Origin of the sequence: Streptomyces sp. NPDC050738, from assembly GCF_040654175.1 — a bacterium.
Taxonomy (GTDB): domain Bacteria; phylum Actinomycetota; class Actinomycetes; order Streptomycetales; family Streptomycetaceae; genus Streptomyces.
Genome location: NZ_JBFAHN010000021.1, coordinates 1 through 16,598, shown reverse-complemented (window position 1 = coordinate 16,598; position 16,598 = coordinate 1). Strand labels below are relative to the sequence as shown.

16 protein-coding genes and 1 pseudogene are annotated in these 16,598 nt (G+C 69.7%); 8 read left to right on the top strand and 9 right to left on the bottom strand.

All coding sequences use genetic code 11. The annotated features are described in order from the left end of the window. Window positions 1-51: 51 nt before the first annotated feature. The 5 genes from AB0H78_RS34910 to AB0H78_RS34890 are packed head-to-tail and all read right to left on the bottom strand — an operon-like array spanning window position 52 to window position 5,248. Entirely contained in the window at window positions 52-936 is an 885-nt protein-coding gene (locus tag AB0H78_RS34910; RefSeq protein ID WP_363238821.1) for a glycosyltransferase family 2 protein, read from the bottom strand. After that, on the bottom strand, window positions 933-1,712 hold the full coding sequence (locus tag AB0H78_RS34905; RefSeq protein ID WP_363238820.1) for a CDP-alcohol phosphatidyltransferase family protein: 780 nt from the start codon (window positions 1,710-1,712) through the stop codon (window positions 933-935). Before AB0H78_RS34905 ends, AB0H78_RS34910 begins: the two co-directional genes overlap by 4 nt. Continuing rightward, window positions 1,690-2,754 carry an iron-containing alcohol dehydrogenase family protein gene (locus tag AB0H78_RS34900; RefSeq protein WP_363238819.1) on the bottom strand — a complete coding sequence of 355 codons (1,065 nt, stop codon included), beginning with the start codon at window positions 2,752-2,754 and terminating at the stop codon, window positions 1,690-1,692. The genes AB0H78_RS34905 and AB0H78_RS34900 overlap by 23 nt, the downstream gene beginning before the upstream one ends. After that, complete coding sequence (locus AB0H78_RS34895) at window positions 2,742-3,479, bottom strand: phosphocholine cytidylyltransferase family protein (RefSeq protein WP_363238818.1); 738 nt, start codon at window positions 3,477-3,479, stop codon at window positions 2,742-2,744. Before AB0H78_RS34895 ends, AB0H78_RS34900 begins: the two co-directional genes overlap by 13 nt. Then, window positions 3,476-5,248 (bottom strand): DUF5941 domain-containing protein, encoded by a 1,773-nt coding sequence (locus tag AB0H78_RS34890; RefSeq protein ID WP_363238921.1) that lies wholly within the window; start codon window positions 5,246-5,248, stop codon window positions 3,476-3,478. The genes AB0H78_RS34895 and AB0H78_RS34890 overlap by 4 nt, the downstream gene beginning before the upstream one ends. A gap of 224 nt (window positions 5,249-5,472) precedes the next feature. Between AB0H78_RS34890 and galE the strand changes: the two genes are divergently transcribed. From galE to idi, 5 genes and pseudogenes are all read left to right on the top strand, one after another. Next, window positions 5,473-6,465: a UDP-glucose 4-epimerase GalE gene (gene galE, locus AB0H78_RS34885; RefSeq protein WP_363238817.1), complete on the top strand. Its 993-nt coding sequence runs from the start codon at window positions 5,473-5,475 to the stop codon at window positions 6,463-6,465. A 48-nt stretch (window positions 6,466-6,513) separates the two neighbouring features. Then, window positions 6,514-7,455, top strand: coding sequence for a cation diffusion facilitator family transporter (locus tag AB0H78_RS34880; RefSeq protein ID WP_363238816.1), 942 nt, complete (start codon window positions 6,514-6,516; stop codon window positions 7,453-7,455). Between the two features lie 92 nt (window positions 7,456-7,547). Continuing rightward, window positions 7,548-7,685, top strand: coding sequence for a hypothetical protein (locus tag AB0H78_RS34875; protein WP_363238815.1), 138 nt, complete (start codon window positions 7,548-7,550; stop codon window positions 7,683-7,685). Window positions 7,686-7,816: 131 nt separating this feature from the next. Further along, a pseudogene (locus AB0H78_RS34870) lies at window positions 7,817-8,563 on the top strand (class I SAM-dependent methyltransferase); the annotation flags it as partial. A 114-nt stretch (window positions 8,564-8,677) separates the two neighbouring features. After that, the gene (gene idi / locus AB0H78_RS34865) at window positions 8,678-9,238 is read left to right on the top strand and encodes an isopentenyl-diphosphate Delta-isomerase (protein ID WP_363238814.1); all 561 of its coding nucleotides are present in this window, start codon (window positions 8,678-8,680) and stop codon (window positions 9,236-9,238) included. On the opposite strand, the gene AB0H78_RS34860 is transcribed toward idi, so the two are convergent. Further along, window positions 9,213-9,713, bottom strand: a complete 501-nt coding sequence (locus AB0H78_RS34860; RefSeq protein WP_363238813.1) for an ATP-binding protein — start codon at window positions 9,711-9,713, stop codon at window positions 9,213-9,215. The genes idi and AB0H78_RS34860 overlap by 26 nt on opposite strands. Before the next feature lie 129 nt (window positions 9,714-9,842). Then, entirely contained in the window at window positions 9,843-10,502 is a 660-nt protein-coding gene (locus tag AB0H78_RS34855) for an HdeD family acid-resistance protein (protein WP_363238812.1), read from the bottom strand. A gap of 77 nt (window positions 10,503-10,579) precedes the next feature. Here AB0H78_RS34855 and AB0H78_RS34850 point away from each other — a divergent pair, with 77 nt between their 5' ends. Further along, window positions 10,580-11,338 (top strand): enoyl-CoA hydratase/isomerase family protein, encoded by a 759-nt coding sequence (locus AB0H78_RS34850; RefSeq protein ID WP_363238811.1) that lies wholly within the window; start codon window positions 10,580-10,582, stop codon window positions 11,336-11,338. Here the strand turns inward: AB0H78_RS34850 and AB0H78_RS34845 are convergent. Further along, window positions 11,325-11,960, bottom strand: coding sequence for a DJ-1/PfpI family protein (locus tag AB0H78_RS34845; RefSeq protein ID WP_363238810.1), 636 nt, complete (start codon window positions 11,958-11,960; stop codon window positions 11,325-11,327). The genes AB0H78_RS34850 and AB0H78_RS34845 overlap by 14 nt on opposite strands. Before the next feature lie 50 nt (window positions 11,961-12,010). After that, window positions 12,011-12,976 carry a GlxA family transcriptional regulator gene (locus AB0H78_RS34840; protein ID WP_363238809.1) on the bottom strand — a complete coding sequence of 322 codons (966 nt, stop codon included), beginning with the start codon at window positions 12,974-12,976 and terminating at the stop codon, window positions 12,011-12,013. 122 nt (window positions 12,977-13,098) lie between these two features. Here AB0H78_RS34840 and AB0H78_RS34835 point away from each other — a divergent pair, with 122 nt between their 5' ends. Both AB0H78_RS34835 and AB0H78_RS34830 read left to right on the top strand, forming a co-directional pair. Next, window positions 13,099-13,962, top strand: coding sequence for a hypothetical protein (locus AB0H78_RS34835; RefSeq protein ID WP_363238808.1), 864 nt, complete (start codon window positions 13,099-13,101; stop codon window positions 13,960-13,962). Window positions 13,963-14,037: 75 nt separating this feature from the next. Continuing rightward, window positions 14,038-16,452, top strand: coding sequence for a Tex family protein (locus AB0H78_RS34830; protein WP_363238806.1), 2,415 nt, complete (start codon window positions 14,038-14,040; stop codon window positions 16,450-16,452). Window positions 16,453-16,598: the final 146 nt, after the last annotated feature.

The following is a 16,598-nucleotide window of genomic DNA, read 5'->3' as shown; positions in this document are numbered from 1 at the left end:
TTCAAGATGTGCAGCCTGACCGTACGCCTGATGCTCTCAGACCCGAGCCTGTCAGATGACAGGAGGTCGGCCCAGCCTCGTCAGCCGCCAGACCGTACGCCATTTCATCGGACGGCGGGGGCCGCACGGGGTCGACCAGCCCTCCTTGAATCCGCCGAACCATGCTTTCAGTGCAGGTCCGGAAGGGCGGCGGGCCAGCGTGAGGAGCATCCAGATCCCGAGGTAAACGGGAACCAGGAGCGCGGGCAGATTGCGACGGGCGAGCCAGACGCGGTTGCGCGCCACCATCCGGTGGTAGATGGCATGCCGCGAGGGTGCGGTCGTCGGGTGGTGGAGGACCATGTCCGCGCGGTAGTCGATCATCCAGCCGGCGTCGAGAGCGCGCCAGGCCAGGTCGGTCTCCTCGTGGGCGTAGAAGAACTCGTCCGGGAGCCCTCCGACCTCGGCGACGACCTGTGTCCGTACGGCATTGGCACCGCCGAGGAACGTCGTCACCCGCGAGGAGCGCATCGGATCCGAGGCGCGCAGCCTGGGCACATGGCGGCGCTGGGTGATTCCGGTCTCCGGGTCCGCGATCCGGAAGCTGATGATGCCGAGCTTCGGGTCGGCGGTGAACGCCTGACGGCAGAGCTCGGCCGTGTCGGTGTTCGGCAGCGAGCCGTCGTCGTCGAGGAAGAGGAGCACATCGACGTCGGCGCCGGAGGGGCCGAACGCTTCGATGCCGACGTTGCGGCCGCCGGGGATGCCCAGGTTCTCGGGCAGTTCGACGGTACGTACGCCCGCGGGGACGTCCGGCACGGGCGCGCCGTTGCCGACCACGACGACCTCGATGCGGTCGCCGTCCTGCTTGGCCACCGAGTCCAGGAGTGCGCGCAGTTCCTCGGGGCGGTTGCCCATGGTGATGATCACCGCGCCGACCTTCAGCGGCGTACTCACTTGAGCCTGCTCGAGGCGAGGATGGACACCAGGTGGAGCACGGACTGCAGCAGCGCGATGCCTGCGAGCACGGCGACACCGAGCCGGGAGAAGAACAGGTCTCCCCGGACCGCGTCGAGGATCGCGAGCAGCAGGATCAGCAGCGTCGCCTCGATCCCCATGACCAGGCGGTGGAACTTCAGCGCACTGGCGGCCCTGCGCGCCAGCGCCATGCCGGAGGAGCGCGACTCGGACGCCGCCTCCTTGACCGGGGCCATGCCCTGCTGGTGACGGGCGACACCGACGAGGTCGGTCTCCGACTTGATCATGATCGCGCCGAGGGCGGCGAGGGTACCGAGGAAGGCCCACAGCCAGTCGATGCGACCCGATCCCCAGATGTCGGCGGCACGCAGGCCGAAGCCGACCAGCACCGCGGCGTCGAGGACGTAGGCCGCGACGCGGTCCACGTAGACCCCGACCATGGAGTACTGCTTCTTCCAGCGCGCGACCTCGCCGTCGACGCAGTCGAGGAGCAGATAGAGCTGGGCCATCACCACACCGAGCACGGCGCCCAGGATCCCCGGCACCAGGAGGGCCGGCGCCGCGAAGGCCGCGGCGACGGTCATCACGTAAGTGATCTGGTTCGGCGTGATCCGTGTGTTCACCAGATGCCGGTCGACGCGCAGGGAGATCTCCCGCATGTAGAGCCGGCCTCCCCAGTGCTCGCCGCTCCGCCGGTCCTTTACGCCCGGAGGGTGCACGACCGGGCGGAGTTCAGCTACTGATGGCTTTTGCATAGTCTGCGTAAGCGTCCTTGATCTCATCGGTGGACAGATTGAGGTGTTCGAGGATCGTGTAGCGGCCCGGACGGGTCTGCGGAGCGAACTCCACCGCCTGCACGAAGTCCGCCTCGCTGAATCCCATCTCCGTCGGCAGTACGGGAAGGCTGTGCCGGCGCAGGGTGTCCGCCATGTGCCGGGCCGTCTCGTGGTCGCCGCGCAGGAACGTGGCGAAGACACCGCCGAATCCGCACTGCTCTCCATGGAGCGCGTTGCGCTTGGGGAAGAGCAGGTCGAAGGCGTGGCTGATCTCGTGGCAGGCACCGGACGCTGGGCGGCTGTCGCCTGCGACGGACATCGAGATGCCGCAGAGGACCAGGGACTCGGCGAGCGTTGTCAGGAAGGCGTTGTCGGCGATGGTGCCGGGGTGGCGCAGGACCGCTTCGGCGGCCTGGCGGGCCATCGCGGCGGCGAGTCCGTCGACCTGTTCGCCGTTCACGCGCTGCGACAGTTCCCAGTCGGCCACGGCGGAGATCTTGCAGATCACGTCGCCGATGCCGGCCTGGACGAAGCGCGGCGGAGCGTCCTTGATCAAATCGAGGTCGATCACGATCCCGATCGGGTTGGGCACTCCGTACGAGCCGCGGCCCGCGTCGTTGTCCAGGGTGGCCACCGGCGAGCAGAGCCCGTCGTTGGCGAGGTTCGTCGCGACGGCGACGAGCGAGAGCCCCAGGCGCGCGGCCGCGTACTTGGCGCAGTCGACGACCTTGCCGCCGCCGAGCGCGACGACCGTGTCGTAGCGGCCCGCCTTCTTGATGGAGTCGGCCAGGCGTACCGCACCGTCGATGGTGCCGTCGGCGTCGGTGAACCAGTCCGCGTCGGGCAGTACCGGCGCGAACCGCTCGCGCAGGGCCTGTCCCGAACCGGGGCTGATGGCGATCGCGAGCCGCCCGCTGGGGGCGATGCGCTGGTCGGAGAGGATCAGACCGAGATCGTCCAGGGCTCCGGAGCGGATGTCGACGACGACCGGCGAGGGGATGAGCCTCGTCAGTACTGACACGCGATCTCACGGCCCTTCGCGAGGTCGTCGTGGTTGTCGATCTCGACCCACTTGAGGTCGCCGATCGGGGCCACGTCGATCTTCACGCCGCGGTTGACCAGCTCCTGGTAGCCGTCCTCGTAGTAGAGGTCGGGGTCGCGCTCGAAGGTCGTCTTGAGGGCGTCGGCGAGTTCCTCGGCGGCCTCGGGCTCGATGAGGGTGACACCGATGTACTCGCCGGTGGCGGTGGCGGGGTCCATCAGCTTGGTGATGCGCTGGACGCCGTTGTCGCCGTCGGTGATGACCTTCATCTCCTCGTCGGCGAGGTTCTTCACCGTGTCGAGGGCAAGGATGATCTTCTGCCCCTGGCCGCGGGCGGCGAGCAGGGTCTGCTCGACGGAGACCGGGTGGACGGTGTCGCCGTTGGCGAGGATGACGCCCTGCTTCAGGACCTCACGCGCACACCAGAGGGAGTAGGCGTTGTTCCACTCCTCGGCCTTGTCGTTGTCGATGAGCGTCAGCTCGACGCCGTACTTCGCCTCGAACTCGGCCTTGCGGGCATAGACGGCTTCCTTGCGGTAGCCGACGACGATCGCGACCTCGGTGAGTCCGACCTCGGCGAAGTTGCCCAGCGTCAGGTCGAGAACCGTCGTCTCGCCGTCCACGGGGACCAGTGCCTTGGGGAGCGTGTCGGTGTAGGGGCGCAGACGCCTTCCGGCGCCGGCCGCTAGTACGAGGCCGATCATGCTGCTTCTCCTTCGTCATGTACGGCGGGCGCCCCGGAGGACACCCAGAAGCGGATGCTCTCCGCGAGCACCACAAGAGCCACGGCCACGGCGAACACCGTGAGCGCGAGCGTGAAGTCTGTGTTGTCGGTTCCCAGTACGGCGGCGAGTACGACCACCAGCAGGGTCCGGCCTTCCTGGCCGCCGACCGTGCGCACAAGCCACTGAGGGGGCGCACCGGTGCCGCCCTTGATGCGGTAGACCGTGTCGTAGTGATGGTAGGCGACCGCGGCCACGAGCCCGAAGGCCGCGGGGAGGGCTCCGTCGATGCCGGAGCGGGCTGCGAGCGCCAGGATCGTGACGTACTCGGCCGCGCGGAATATCGGGGGGACGAGCCAGTCGAGCGCGCCCTTGAGGGGCTGGGCCACGGCTATGCCGGAGAGGACCGTGTAGAAGACCGCCGCGACGATCATCTGGCCGCTGCCGAAGGGCTGCGTGAGCGCTGCGCTGATCAGGGCGACGGCTCCGACCGCCGCCACCACCGGGGCGGCGAAGCCGGCCTTGATACGGGGGGCCCCGGCCGCGACGAGTCCGGCGAGCGGGCCGCTGTCCGCGAGGTCGGCCAGTGCCTGGGCGGCACGGTCGGTGCGGGTGGCGCGGCGGGTGAGCGAGCGCAGGACGCGGCCCGCTGTGGTGTAGCAGGCCGCGAGGGCGCAGCCGACGAGCAGGGCGTAGAAGACGATGCGCGGGGTGGTGACCGCGGTGAGCACCGCGATCATGGCCCATCGCTCGCCGATCGGCAGGACTATCATCCGGCGCACCCAGACCGTCCAGCCGACGCTGTCGAGCTTGTCGGAGAGAGCCGCGGTGGGGCTGGTGTTGGCCGTGGCGTCGTGGTTCGCCTCGTTGAAGGAGAAGTCCACGACGTGCCGGCAGGTCTGGAGCACCATCGCGCCGAGGGCCAGCGCCCATACGTCGTCGCCGCCCCGGGCGGCGCCCAGCGCGAGGCCCGCGTAGTAGGCGTACTCCTTGGCCCGGTCGAAGGTGGCGTCCAGCCAGGCGCCGAGCGTCGAGTACTGCAGCGAGTAGCGGGCGAGCTGCCCGTCCGTGCAGTCCAGGACGAAGGAGAAGAGCAGCAGGAGGCCGGCGGCGATGTAGCCGCCGCGGGTTCCGGTGGCCGCGCAGCCTGCCGCGATCAGCGCGGTGATCAGCGAGGCGGTGGTGACCTGGTTCGGGGTCAGGCCCCGGTTGGCGCACCAGCGCGCGATGTAGCGGGAGTAGGGGCTGATGCAGTACGTGGTGAAGAACCCGTCGCGGGCCTTCACGGCGTTGCGCAGCCGTACGGCCTCGTCGTCGACGGCCGCGACGGCGGCCCGTGCCTCGTGCCTGGCCTGCGGGTCGCCGGGCACCAGGGCCACGAGCGAGCCGAGCTCGGGCCGCTGTACGGCGACGCCTTCGGCGTCGAGCGCCACGGCGAGCGCGTCGGGAAGGACGTCCCCCGAGGTCAGCGCCCGCGTCAGCGCCGCGCGCGCCTCGGGCTGGGCCGTGAGGGCTCCCGGGACCGCTGCCGCGGGGAAGCGGGGGTCGGTCAGGGCCAGGCGCAGGGCGTGCACATGTCCCACGAAGCGGGGGTCGACGACGGCGACGCGGTCGCCTGCGGGAGCTGCCGCGAGAAGCGCGGCCGCGTCCTGGGCGTCGGAGGCCGTACGGACGTCGAAGCCCAGCGACCGCAGATCACCTTCGAGCGATGACCCGGGTACCGGAGCACCGGTGAGGATTGCGGTCGACAGGACGGACTCACTCCTTGGAACTGACATGGCTGGTGGCCTGCGCCTGAGCCCCAGTGGGGCCGGGCGGCACGTCGGCAGAGGCTATCGGATGAACTGAAGCGGAAGTTCATCGCCTGTTTACGCCCCGCTCGGGCCGGGCAACCCTGTCGGTTGCCCATGACGATCATCGTCGATCAAGGGCGTAGCCCACAAACCGTGACCGGACACCCCCTAGGGTTACAGCCATGACGTGGTTGATCGCAGGTGGGGCGGGGTACATCGGGGCGCACGTGGTGCGGGCCATGCTCGAGGCCGGTGAGCAGGTCGTTGTGCTGGACGACCTCTCCAGCGGGGTGCCCGAACGGCTGCCCGAGGGGACGGAACTGATCCGCGGATCGGTCCTCGACCGCGAGCTGCTCGACCGTACGATCGCCGGGCACGGCATCACCGGTGTGGTGCATCTCGCGGGCAAGAAGCAGGTCGGGGAGTCAGTGCAGCGGCCGCTGCTCTACTACCGGGAGAACGTGTACGGCCTGACGGTGCTTCTCGAAGCCGTCGCCGCGGCCGGGGTGAAGCGCTTCCTCTTCTCGTCGTCGGCAGCCGTCTATGGAGTGCCGGACGTGGAGCTGATCACCGAGTCGACTCCCTGCGCACCGATCAATCCGTACGGGGAGACCAAGCTCGCAGGCGAGTGGCTGGTACGGGCGGCCGGGCAGGCGTACGGAATCTCCACCGCGTGTCTGCGCTATTTCAACGTGGCGGGCACGGGCCGTCCCGAACTGGCCGACACCGGGGTCTTCAATGTCGTCCCGATGTTCTTCGACCGGCTCACCCGCGGTGACTCCCCGCGGATCTTCGGGGCCGACTACCCGACGCCCGACGGCACCTGCATCCGTGACTACATCCATGTCTCGGACCTCGCCGACGCCCATCTGGCGGTCGCCCGCAGGCTCTCGGAGCAGACCGGGGCCGGGGACCTGACACTGAACATCGGCCGCGGCGAGGGCGTATCGGTGCGGGAACTGGCCGATCTGGTGGCCGAGGTGACCGGCAACACCACGCCGGTGGTGGTCGAACCGCGCCGTCCGGGGGACGCGCCGAAGGCCGTCTCATCGGCGGAGCTGATCTCCAAGGAGCTGGGCTGGTCGGCCACGCGCTCGATGCGCGCGATGGTCGAATCCGCCTGGGAGGGCTGGTGCCACCATCATCCCGAGGCGCGCGATACCCCCCACCCGTAGTTGACTGGCTTCCGGACGGACGGATCCACCGAACCGGAAGGCTGACCTATGGGGGCCGGGCACGACCACGGGCATACGCGGCAGGGGCCGCCGCCCACCGGGACCGCGGCGGCCGCCTACAAGGGGCGGCTGCGGATCGCCCTGGGCATCACGCTGACCGTGATGGTCGTCGAGATCATCGGCGGCCTGATCGCGGATTCCCTGGCGCTGATCGCTGACGCCACCCATATGGCGACGGATGCGCTGGGACTCGCACTGGCACTCCTCGCGATCCATTTCGCCAACCGCCCGCCGAGCGAGAACCGCACCTTCGGTTACGCACGGGCGGAGATCCTCGCCGCGCTGGCGAACTGTCTGCTGCTGCTCGGCGTCGGCGGTTACGTCCTCTACGAGGCCGTCCAGCGGTTCATCACGCCGGCCGAGACCCGGGGCGGGCTGACGATCGTCTTCGGCCTGATCGGTCTGGCCGCGAACATGGTCTCGCTCTCGCTCCTCGTGCGCGGCCAGAAGGACAGCATCAATGTCCGCGGCGCTTATCTGGAGGTTCTCGCCGACGCCCTCGGCTCGGTCGCCGTGCTCGTCTCGGCCGGTCTCATCCTGGCCACGGGGTGGCAGGCCGCCGATCCCATCGCCTCGATCGTGATCGGGCTCATGATCGTCCCGCGTACGGTGAAACTGTTGCGGGAGACGCTCAACGTGCTCCTCGAGTCGGCGCCCAAGGGTGTCGACATGGCGGAGGTCCGGGCCCATCTGCTCGCGCTGCCCGGCGTGGACGACGTACACGATCTGCACGCCTGGACCATCACCTCCGGCATGCCGGTGCTGTCCGCGCACGTGGTGGTCAGCCCGGGGGTGCTGGATTCGCTCGGGAACGAGAAGATGCTCCACGCCCTGCAGGACTGTCTCGGCGACCACTTCGACGTCGGGCACTGCACCTTTCAGCTGGAGCCCGGCGGTCACGCCGCGCACGAGCCGAAGGTCTGCCACTGACGCCACCACCGATGAGTACCTGTTGTTAACACGGTCTGCAGCTATGAACCCCGATTCCGGGGTATCCCCTCTCTGACAGCGAGGAGGCGGCCATGCGCCAGGTGAGGATCCACAAGCCCGTGGGAAAGCGTGACGTCCTCCGGCCGGAGCGCGAGCCGGAGGACACCCCGAGCGAGCGTCCGGAGATCCGCCGCGATATCCGGCGGACATGGTGGCCCGAGGACTGCTAGCCTCCGGGCGGAATTCGATGTGTTGAAGGAGCTGAGGTTGATGACTGTCACCGGGACCGCCGCGGTGAGCAGTGCCCGATCCGGCCTCAGCCATCTCTCACACAAGGATTCCCACGTTGTCCGAGAACGACATCACCGACGACTTCACTGACGATTTCACCGGCGCCTTCTTCGCCCTGCACCACGGGCTTCCCCGTCAGGGCCCTGGCTCCGACGACACCACCCGCACCCTTCTCGCCCTCACCGGTCCCCTGCCCGAGCGCCCGCGCGTGCTCGATCTGGGCTGCGGCCCGGGCCGGTCCGCCCTGCTGCTCGCCGCCGAGGCGGGCGCCGAGGTGACCGCCGTCGACACCCATCAGCCCTTCCTCGACGAGCTGCGGGCGAGCGCCGAGGCGCGCGGGCTCGGCGCATCGGTCCGTACGGTCAACGGGAGCATGGGTGAACTCCCTTACTCCGACGGGGCCTTCGACCTCGTCTGGGCCGAGAGCTCCGCGTACATCATCGGTTTCGACACGGCGCTGCGCAGCTGGAAGCGGCTGCTCGCACCCGGTGGCGCCGTCGTCCTGACCGAATGCGTATGGACCACGAAGGCCCCGTCCGCGGAGTGCCGCGCCTTCTGGGAGGCGGCCGATTGCCCGCTGCGTACGGCTGAGGAGAATGCCGCGGCGGCTGTCGCGGCCGGGTACGACGTGCTCGGTACGTACGCCCAGCCCGAGAGCGACTGGGACGAGTACTACGTCCCGCTCGCCCGGCGGGTGGAGGACACCGCGCCGGCCGGACCCGCGATGGCGCAGGCTCTCGCCTCCACCCGCGAGGAGCTGGCGATGCGCAGTGCGCACCGCGGCGAGTACGGATACGCGGGCTTCGCTCTGAGGCCTGCCGCATTCGCTCTCTGACGTCTCGTCACTGCCTCCGGCGCATGGCGCGTCGGGGGCAGTGACATTTGTGCGGCAGACTGAAGAGCAGAAGGACGCCCGGAGCGAAGGACGGTTATGACGGACGGCGCAGCAGAAGCGATCATGCTCGAACTGGTCGATGAGACCGGCCAGACCATCGGGACCGCGGAGAAGCTTTCCGCACATCAGGCGCCAGGTCAGCTGCACCGCGCGTTCTCCGTTTTTCTTTTCGACGATTCGGGACGCATGCTGATTCAGCAGCGTGCACTGGGCAAGTACCACTCCCCCGGTGTCTGGTCGAACACCTGCTGCGGGCACCCGTACCCGGGAGAGTCGCCGTTCGCCGCGGCCGCGCGTCGTACGTACGAGGAACTGGGCGTCTCGCCCGCCCTGCTCGCCGAGGCGGGCACGGTCCGCTACAACCACCCCGATCCGGCCTCGGGCCTGGTGGAGCAGGAGTTCAACCACCTCTTCGTCGGACTGGTCCAGGCGGATGTGCGACCGGATCCCGAGGAAGTCGGTGCCACCGCCTTCGTGACCTCGGGAGAGCTGGCGCAGCGGCACGCATCGGCGCCGTTCTCCTCGTGGTTCATGACGGTGCTCGATGCCGCGCGGCCGGCGGTCAAGGAGCTCACAGGGGAGTCCGGGGGCTGGTGACATCCGGGGGCGCGAGCGGCAGTGCGGCCCAGACGACCTTGCCGCCGCTCGCGGTCTGCTCCACGTCGCACTCTCCGCCCGCCTCGATGGTGATCTCCCGTACGAGCAGCAGCCCGCGGCCGCCCGTGGTGGCGTAGTCACGCTCCAGGGCTTTGGGGCGGTAGGGGTGGTTGTCCTCGACCGACACCCGGATCCACTCGGCGCCGATGGCCACTTCGACGGCGACCTCCGGGGAGAGCAGGGCCGCGTGGCGTACCGCGTTGGTCACCAGCTCGGAGACGATCAGCAACAAGCCCTGCACCGTGTCGTCGTGGACCGGTACGCCTTGACGGTTCAGCAGATCCCGTACAGCGTGACGCGCCTGCGGGACGGAGACATCGACCGCGGGAGCGGTGAACCGCCAGACGCCTTCGTACGGCAGGGGCTGGATGGCCGGTGCCGGGTCGGGCGGGCTGTTGCTCCCGCGGCTCTCCATATTCCGGCTCCCACTGTCGCGCTCGATTGTGACCACACATCGAGTGTTGGGAATGGGATGGTCCATACCGGGCCGCTGAACAGAAGTCAGCGCCAATCGACGGAATATGACCGAGTGCGTGAATCGATGTCAGGTCTTCGACTGGTCCTGATCTTCTTCTTGCGTGGATGAAACCGGACTTTCCTGTTCGGTGGCCATCTGGTCCGAGACCAGAGTGACGATCCTGCGGCCGCCGACTCCGATCGCCAGCAGCCCGAGCCCGTCGAAGAGCAGCGCCAGCGAGAAGAAGCAGCCCAGCACATAAAGGCTGCTGTGCGGCCAGTTGGCGAGCACCAGCACACCCAGGAGGATTCCGAATGCACCCTGGAGCAGGGTCCAGCCGAACTGCGGGCCCCGGACGACGACGCTGCCGACGAGCCTGAACGCGCCGCCGGTCAGGAAGAGCAGGGCGGCGAACATGGTGATGGCCTCGGCGGTGCCCTCCGGGCGCCGGATGACGACGATGCCCGCGGCGAGGTTCAGCGCGGCGACGATGACGCCGAGCCAGAAGTAGTTCGAGTCACGGGACTGGATCGACTGCAGCAGCCCGACGATGCCGCCGATGAGCAGCAGCCACCCGAAGAGCAGCATCGAGGTGATGGTCGCGACACTGGTGTAGACGAGGCCGAGGAGGCCGGCGATCACCAGGATCACTCCGAGAAGGGCCAGCCAGCTGAAGCTGCGCTTGAGCTTCTTGCCCTCTCGGGCCGTTTCCGGGCGCATGGGCTGGGTGGGAGTGGGATCGGCCATGAGCGACTCCTTGTCGTGTCCGCTGCTCGGCCCCCTTGTTGATCATATGTTCGCCGGGTCCGGATAGCATCCGGCCCATGGAGCCGCAGCTGGAGCACACCGTCACCGACGGGGTGGTCACCATCGTCATCAGCCATCAGGCCAAGCGCAATGCCATGACCGCGGGCATGTGGGAGGCTCTGCCCCCGCTGCTGGAAGATCTTGCGGGCGACTCGGCCGTACGGGCACTGGTGCTGACCGGGGCCGGGGACACCTTCTGTGCGGGCGCGGACATCTCCACGCTGCGGGAGCCCGGGGAGCGGCCGCAGGGTCTTGCCGTACGGGCCGAGAACGCCCTGGCGGCCTTTCCCAAGCCGACGCTGGCCGCGGTGCGGGGGTTCTGTGTGGGGGGCGGGGCCCAGCTCGCCGTCGCCTGCGATCTGCGGTTCGCCGAGGAGGGGGCGTCCTTCGGGGTGACGCCGGCGAAGCTCGGGATCGTCTATCCCGCCTCGTCGACCCGGCGGTTGGCCGCACTGGTGGGGCCGTCCGCCGCCAAGTACCTTTTGTTCTCGGGCGAGTTGATCGGCGCAGAGCGGGCCCTGCGAACCGCGCTCGTCGACGAGGTGCTGCCGGCGGGTGAACTGGACAAGCGGGTGGCCGAGTTCACCCGGGTGCTCGTCTCGCGCTCGCAGCTGACGCAGGCGGCGGCGAAGGAGTTCACGGCCGGACGCGAGGACCGGGCGGCGTACTGGAGCGAGCAGGCGCGCGACAGCGGCGACACCGCGGAGGGGGTCGCCGCCTTCCTGGAGCGGCGGGAGCCGCGCTTCGGCTGGGCCTCGGGGGCTACTGGAGAATGAAGCGGTTCTTTGTGCGGAACTCCTCCACGAGATAAGCCGGGGCCTTCTGCGGTGAACCCGCGTCGTACGGCGGCTGGGGGTCGTACTCGGTCAGCAGCTGGACGGCCTGGGCGTGTTCGTCGCCGGCCACCTTGCCGACCAGGGTGAGGCCCATGTCGATGCCCGCGGAGACTCCCGCAGCGGTCATGATCTTGCCGTCGGTGACGACACGCTCCCCGGTCGACTCGGCACCGAAGGCGGCGAACTGGTCGAGCGCGAGCCAGTGCGAGGTCGTCCGGTGGCCCTTGAGGAGGCCCGCCGCGGCCAGCAGGAGCGATCCGGAGCAGACCGAGGTCGTCCAGGTGCTGGTGGCGTCGGCCGTGCGGATCCAGGACAGGAGCTTCTCGTTCTCCATCTGGTCCGACTGACCGGGGCCGCCTGGGACCACGATGATGTCGGGGCTCCGCACCTCGTCGAGGGACTTCTCCGCGACCAGGGCGAGGCTGCCGCGGTCGTTGCGCACCGGGCCCCTCTCCTCGGCGACGAAGACCGTCTCGGCGCCGGGGGTGCGGCAGAGCATCTCGTAGGGGCCGACGGCGTCCAGGGCGGTGAAGCGGTCGTAGAGGACGATGGCGATCTGCATGGCGGTGTTCCCTCTCAGGGGTTCGGACTCAGGGGTTCGGAAGGCAGGTGTCAGACGGCGGGTGCGTGGAATCGGCGGCGGTACTCGGCGGGACCGGTGCCGAGCGTCTTGAGGAAGGCGCGGCGCATGGCTTCCGGGGTGCCGTAGCCGCAGGTGCGGGAGATACGGGTGAGGTCCTCGGTGGTGTCCTCGATCAGGCGGCGGGCGGCCTCGACGCGTACGCGCTCGACATAGCGGCCCGGGGTCGTGCCGGTCTCGGACTGGAAGGCGCGGGCGAAGTGGCGTGGCGAGAGGCTCGCGCGCTCCGCCAGCGCCTCGACGGAGAGGTCGCCGGCCGGGTGCTCGGTGATCCACTGCTGGATCTCGCGCAGCGGCTCGCGCCGAGCGGTCTGGGCGGAGAGCTGGGCGCTGAACTGGGCCTGGTTTCCGGGCCGCCGGAGAAAGACCACGAGATGGCGGGCGACGGTGAGCGCCACCTCTCTGCCCAGGTCCTCCTCGACCAGTGCCAGTGCCAGATCGATGCCGGCGGTGACCCCGGCGGAGGTGGCGATCTTCCCGTCGCGCACGAAGATCGGGTCAGGTTCGACCTGGACAGCCGGATACTTCCGGGCGAGCAGGTCGCAGGTCGCCCAGTGGGTGGTCGCGCGGTGGCCGTCGAGGAGTCCTGCCCCGGCGAGCAGCAGGGCGCCCGTGCAGACGGAGACGATGCGCTCGGCGCGCGGGGCGTTCTCGCGCAGCCAGTCGATCAGACGCGGGTCGGGGGCGCGGGTTCCCGGGCCTCCGGGGACGATCACCGTGTGGGGAGGCGCGGCGTCGGTCAGGGCGCCGTCCGGCAGGAGGTTGAGCCCGCTGGAGGTACGGACCTGGCGCCCGTCCAGTGACGCGGTGCGGATGCGGTACGCACCGTCGGTGCCGCCGGCGCACTGGGCTGCTCCGGTGAAGACCTCCATGGGGCCGGTGACATCGAGGCTCTGGACATCGTCGAAGAGCACGACCAGGACGGTTCGCTGCGTCATGCCGTCCATGCTCCGCCGAGCGAAGGGCGTCTGCAATGACGGATATCCCTCGGATCCTGACATCGCCGGTTCGTCGGGTCCCTGACCTTCACGCCGTACCAACCGGTCGGTAACGTACGGATATGACGACTCTCGCGCCGCGTGCCGGCCGCCGCTGCCACAACCCGCTCAACGCACTGCACTCGACGGTCTACTTCTCGCCCGACTACGACAAGGAAATGGCCGCGATCGGCCTCACCGACTCCCGCGCCGCCTACTTCGCCGGGCGCTCCGCCGCCATGGGAGCCGTCGGCCCCGGTGTGGTGACGGCCGCGTTCTACAACTTCAGCCACGATCTGGTCGCCGCGCACGTCCCCGCCGTATGGCGGACCGCCTCTCCGCAGGCCGTCCTCGACGCACGCCTGCGGGCAGCCGACTCCACGCTGCGCCGGCTGCTCGGGGAGGAGACCGTCGCCTCCGACGAGATGGCCGAGGCGGCCCGCCTCACACTGCACGCCGCGGAAGGCTGCACCCGGCCCGCCCGCCCCCTGTACGCGGCCCACGCCGACCAGCCGGTGCCCGAGGCGCCGCACCTCGCCTACTGGCACGCGACGACCCTGCTGCGCGAGCACCGTGGCGACGGGCATCTCATGGCGCTCCTCGACGCCGGGCTCGATCCGCTGGAGGCCCTGGTCACCCACACGGCGACCGGACGGGGCATGACGCCGAAGTGGGTGCTCGCCACGCGCGGCTGGCAGCAGTCGGACTGGGACGCGGCTGTCGTACGGCTCCAGGGGCGCGGACTCCTCGATGCCCAGGGGGAGTTGACCGGGGCGGGAGAAGCGCTGCGCACCGAGCTGGAGGAGCGTACGGACCGCCTCGACCTCGCCCCGTACGAGCGACTCGGCGAGGAGGGCGTGCTGCGGCTCACCGAACTCGCCAAGGGATTCCTGATGACGGCGGCCATGGCGGGCGGCTTCCCGGCGGACCTCATCGGCAAGGGCTGATCAGGGATTGTCGGCGCCGCCTGCCACAATGGCGCCTCAGGCTCAGCGAGTAAGGCGACGAAGGCGGTACGGCACGTGACGACGTCCATCGAAAGCAGGATCGCGGACGAACTCGGCGTACGCGAGCGGCAGGTCAGCGCCGCTGTCGGGCTGCTCGACGGCGGGTCGACCGTGCCGTTCATCGCGCGCTACCGCAAGGAAGCGACCGAGATGCTCGACGATGCGCAGCTGCGCACGCTCGAGGAACGGCTGCGCTACCTGCGGGAGCTGGAGGAGCGGCGGGCGGCGATCCTCTCCTCGGTGCGCGAGCAGGGCAAGCTCACCGACGCCCTGGAGGCGCAGATTCTGGGGGCCGAGACCAAGGCGCGGCTCGAGGACATCTATCTGCCGTTCAAGCCGAAGCGGCGGACGAAGGCGCAGATCGCGCGCGAAGCGGGTCTGGAGCCGCTGGCGGACGGGCTCCTCACGGATCCGTCGGTGGATCCGCTCGCCGCCGCTGCCGTCTTTGTCGACGCCGACAAGGGCGTCCCGGACGCCGCCGCCGCGCTGGACGGCGCGCGCTCCATCCTCACCGAGCGCTTCGGCGAGGACGCCGACCTCACGGGTGAGCTGCGCGAGCGCATGTGGACGCGGGGGCGGCTGGCCGCGAAGGTGCGGACAGGGAAGGAGGAGGCGGGCGCGAAGTTCGCCGACTACTTCGATTTCACCGAGCCCTTCACCGCGCTGCCCTCGCACCGCGTGCTGGCCATGCTGCGCGGCGAGAAGGAGGACGTGCTCGATCTGGTCCTCGAGCCCGAGCAGCCTTCGGAGTCCGAGGAGCCCGGCCCTTCGACGTACGAGAACATGATCGCCCGGCGGTTCGGGGTCGCGAACCGCGGGCGGCCCGGCGACAAGTGGCTCGGCGACACGGTCCGCTGGGCCTGGCGCACCAGGATCCTGGTGCACCTGGGGATCGACCTGAGGCTGCGGCTGCGTACGGCCGCCGAGGACGAGGCGGTACGGGTCTTCGCCTCCAACCTGCGCGACCTGCTGCTGACCGCGCCCGCCGGGACTCGGGCGACTCTGGGGCTCGACCCCGGGTTCCGTACCGGGGTGAAGGTCGCCGTCGTGGACGCCACCGGGAAGGTCGTCGCCACGGATGTGATCCATCCGCATGTGCCCGCCAACCGGTGGGACGAGTCCCTTGCCAAGCTGGAGCGGCTGGCGAAGGCCCACTCGGTGGATCTCATCGCCATCGGCAACGGCACCGCGTCGCGCGAGACGGACAAGCTCGCCGGTGAACTGTGCGAGAAGCACCCGGAGTTGAAGCTCACCAAGGTGATGGTGTCGGAGGCAGGTGCGTCTGTGTACTCGGCTTCCGCCTTTGCCTCGCAGGAGCTTCCTGACATGGATGTCTCGCTGCGGGGCGCCGTTTCCATCGCGCGGCGGCTGCAGGACCCGCTGGCCGAGCTGGTGAAGATCGACCCGAAGTCCATCGGGGTCGGGCAGTACCAGCACGACCTGTCGGAAGTGAAGCTTTCGAGGTCGCTGGACGCGGTGGTCGAGGACTGTGTGAACGGGGTCGGTGTCGATGTCAACACCGCTTCCGCGCCGCTGCTTTCGCGGGTCTCCGGAGTCAGTTCGGGGCTCGCGGAGAACATCGTCGCGCACCGCGATGCGAACGGGCCCTTCCGGTCGCGGAAGGGGCTCAAGGACGTCGCACGGCTGGGCCCGAAGGCGTACGAGCAGTGCGCGGGCTTCCTGCGGATCCGGGGCGGGGACGATCCGCTGGACGCGTCGTCCGTGCACCCGGAGGCCTATCCGGTCGTACGGACGATGGTGAAGGCCTCGGGGAGCGAGGTCGGGGCGCTGATCGGGAACGCGGATCTGCTGCGGTCGCTGCGGGCTGCGGATTTCGTGAACGATGCGTTCGGGCTGCCCACGGTGACGGACATTCTCAAGGAGCTGGAGAAGCCGGGGCGCGATCCGCGGCCCGCGTTCAAGACGGCGACCTTCAAGGAAGGCGTCGAGAAGATCGGGGATCTGGCGCCCGGGATGGTTCTGGAGGGCGTCGTCACCAATGTGGCGGCCTTCGGGGCGTTTGTGGATGTCGGGGTTCATCAGGACGGTCTTGTGCACGTTTCGGCGCTGTCGAAGACGTTCGTGAAGGACCCGCGGGATGTGGTGAAGTCGGGCGACATCGTGCGGGTGAAGGTCATGGACGTCGACATCCCGCGGAAGCGGATTTCGCTGACGCTGCGGTTGGACGACGAGGCGGGGTCGGAGTCCGGGGGTGGCAGCGGCGGCGCTGCGCGCCGCGAGCGTGGGCAGGGTGGGCGGCCGCCGCAGCAGCGGTCGGGGAAAGCGCAGGGACAGGCCCGTGGCCAGGGGCAGAAAGGTGGCGGGGGCGGGCGTGAGCGGCAGGGGCCGCCGCCGGGGAACAGTGCGATGGCGGATGCGTTGCGGCGGGCGGGGCTCACGGATCCGGGGGCGGGTGGGCGGCGCGGGTAGGGCGGCCTGGGGTGGGGATCTCCCCCACCCCGCCCCTTCCCGAAACCGGGGCTCGGCCCCGGGCCCGATGAGGCGGGGGCTGCGCCCCCTGCGCCCCCGCTTCGGGGGCTCTGCCCCCGGACCCCCGGTCCTCAATCGCCGGACGG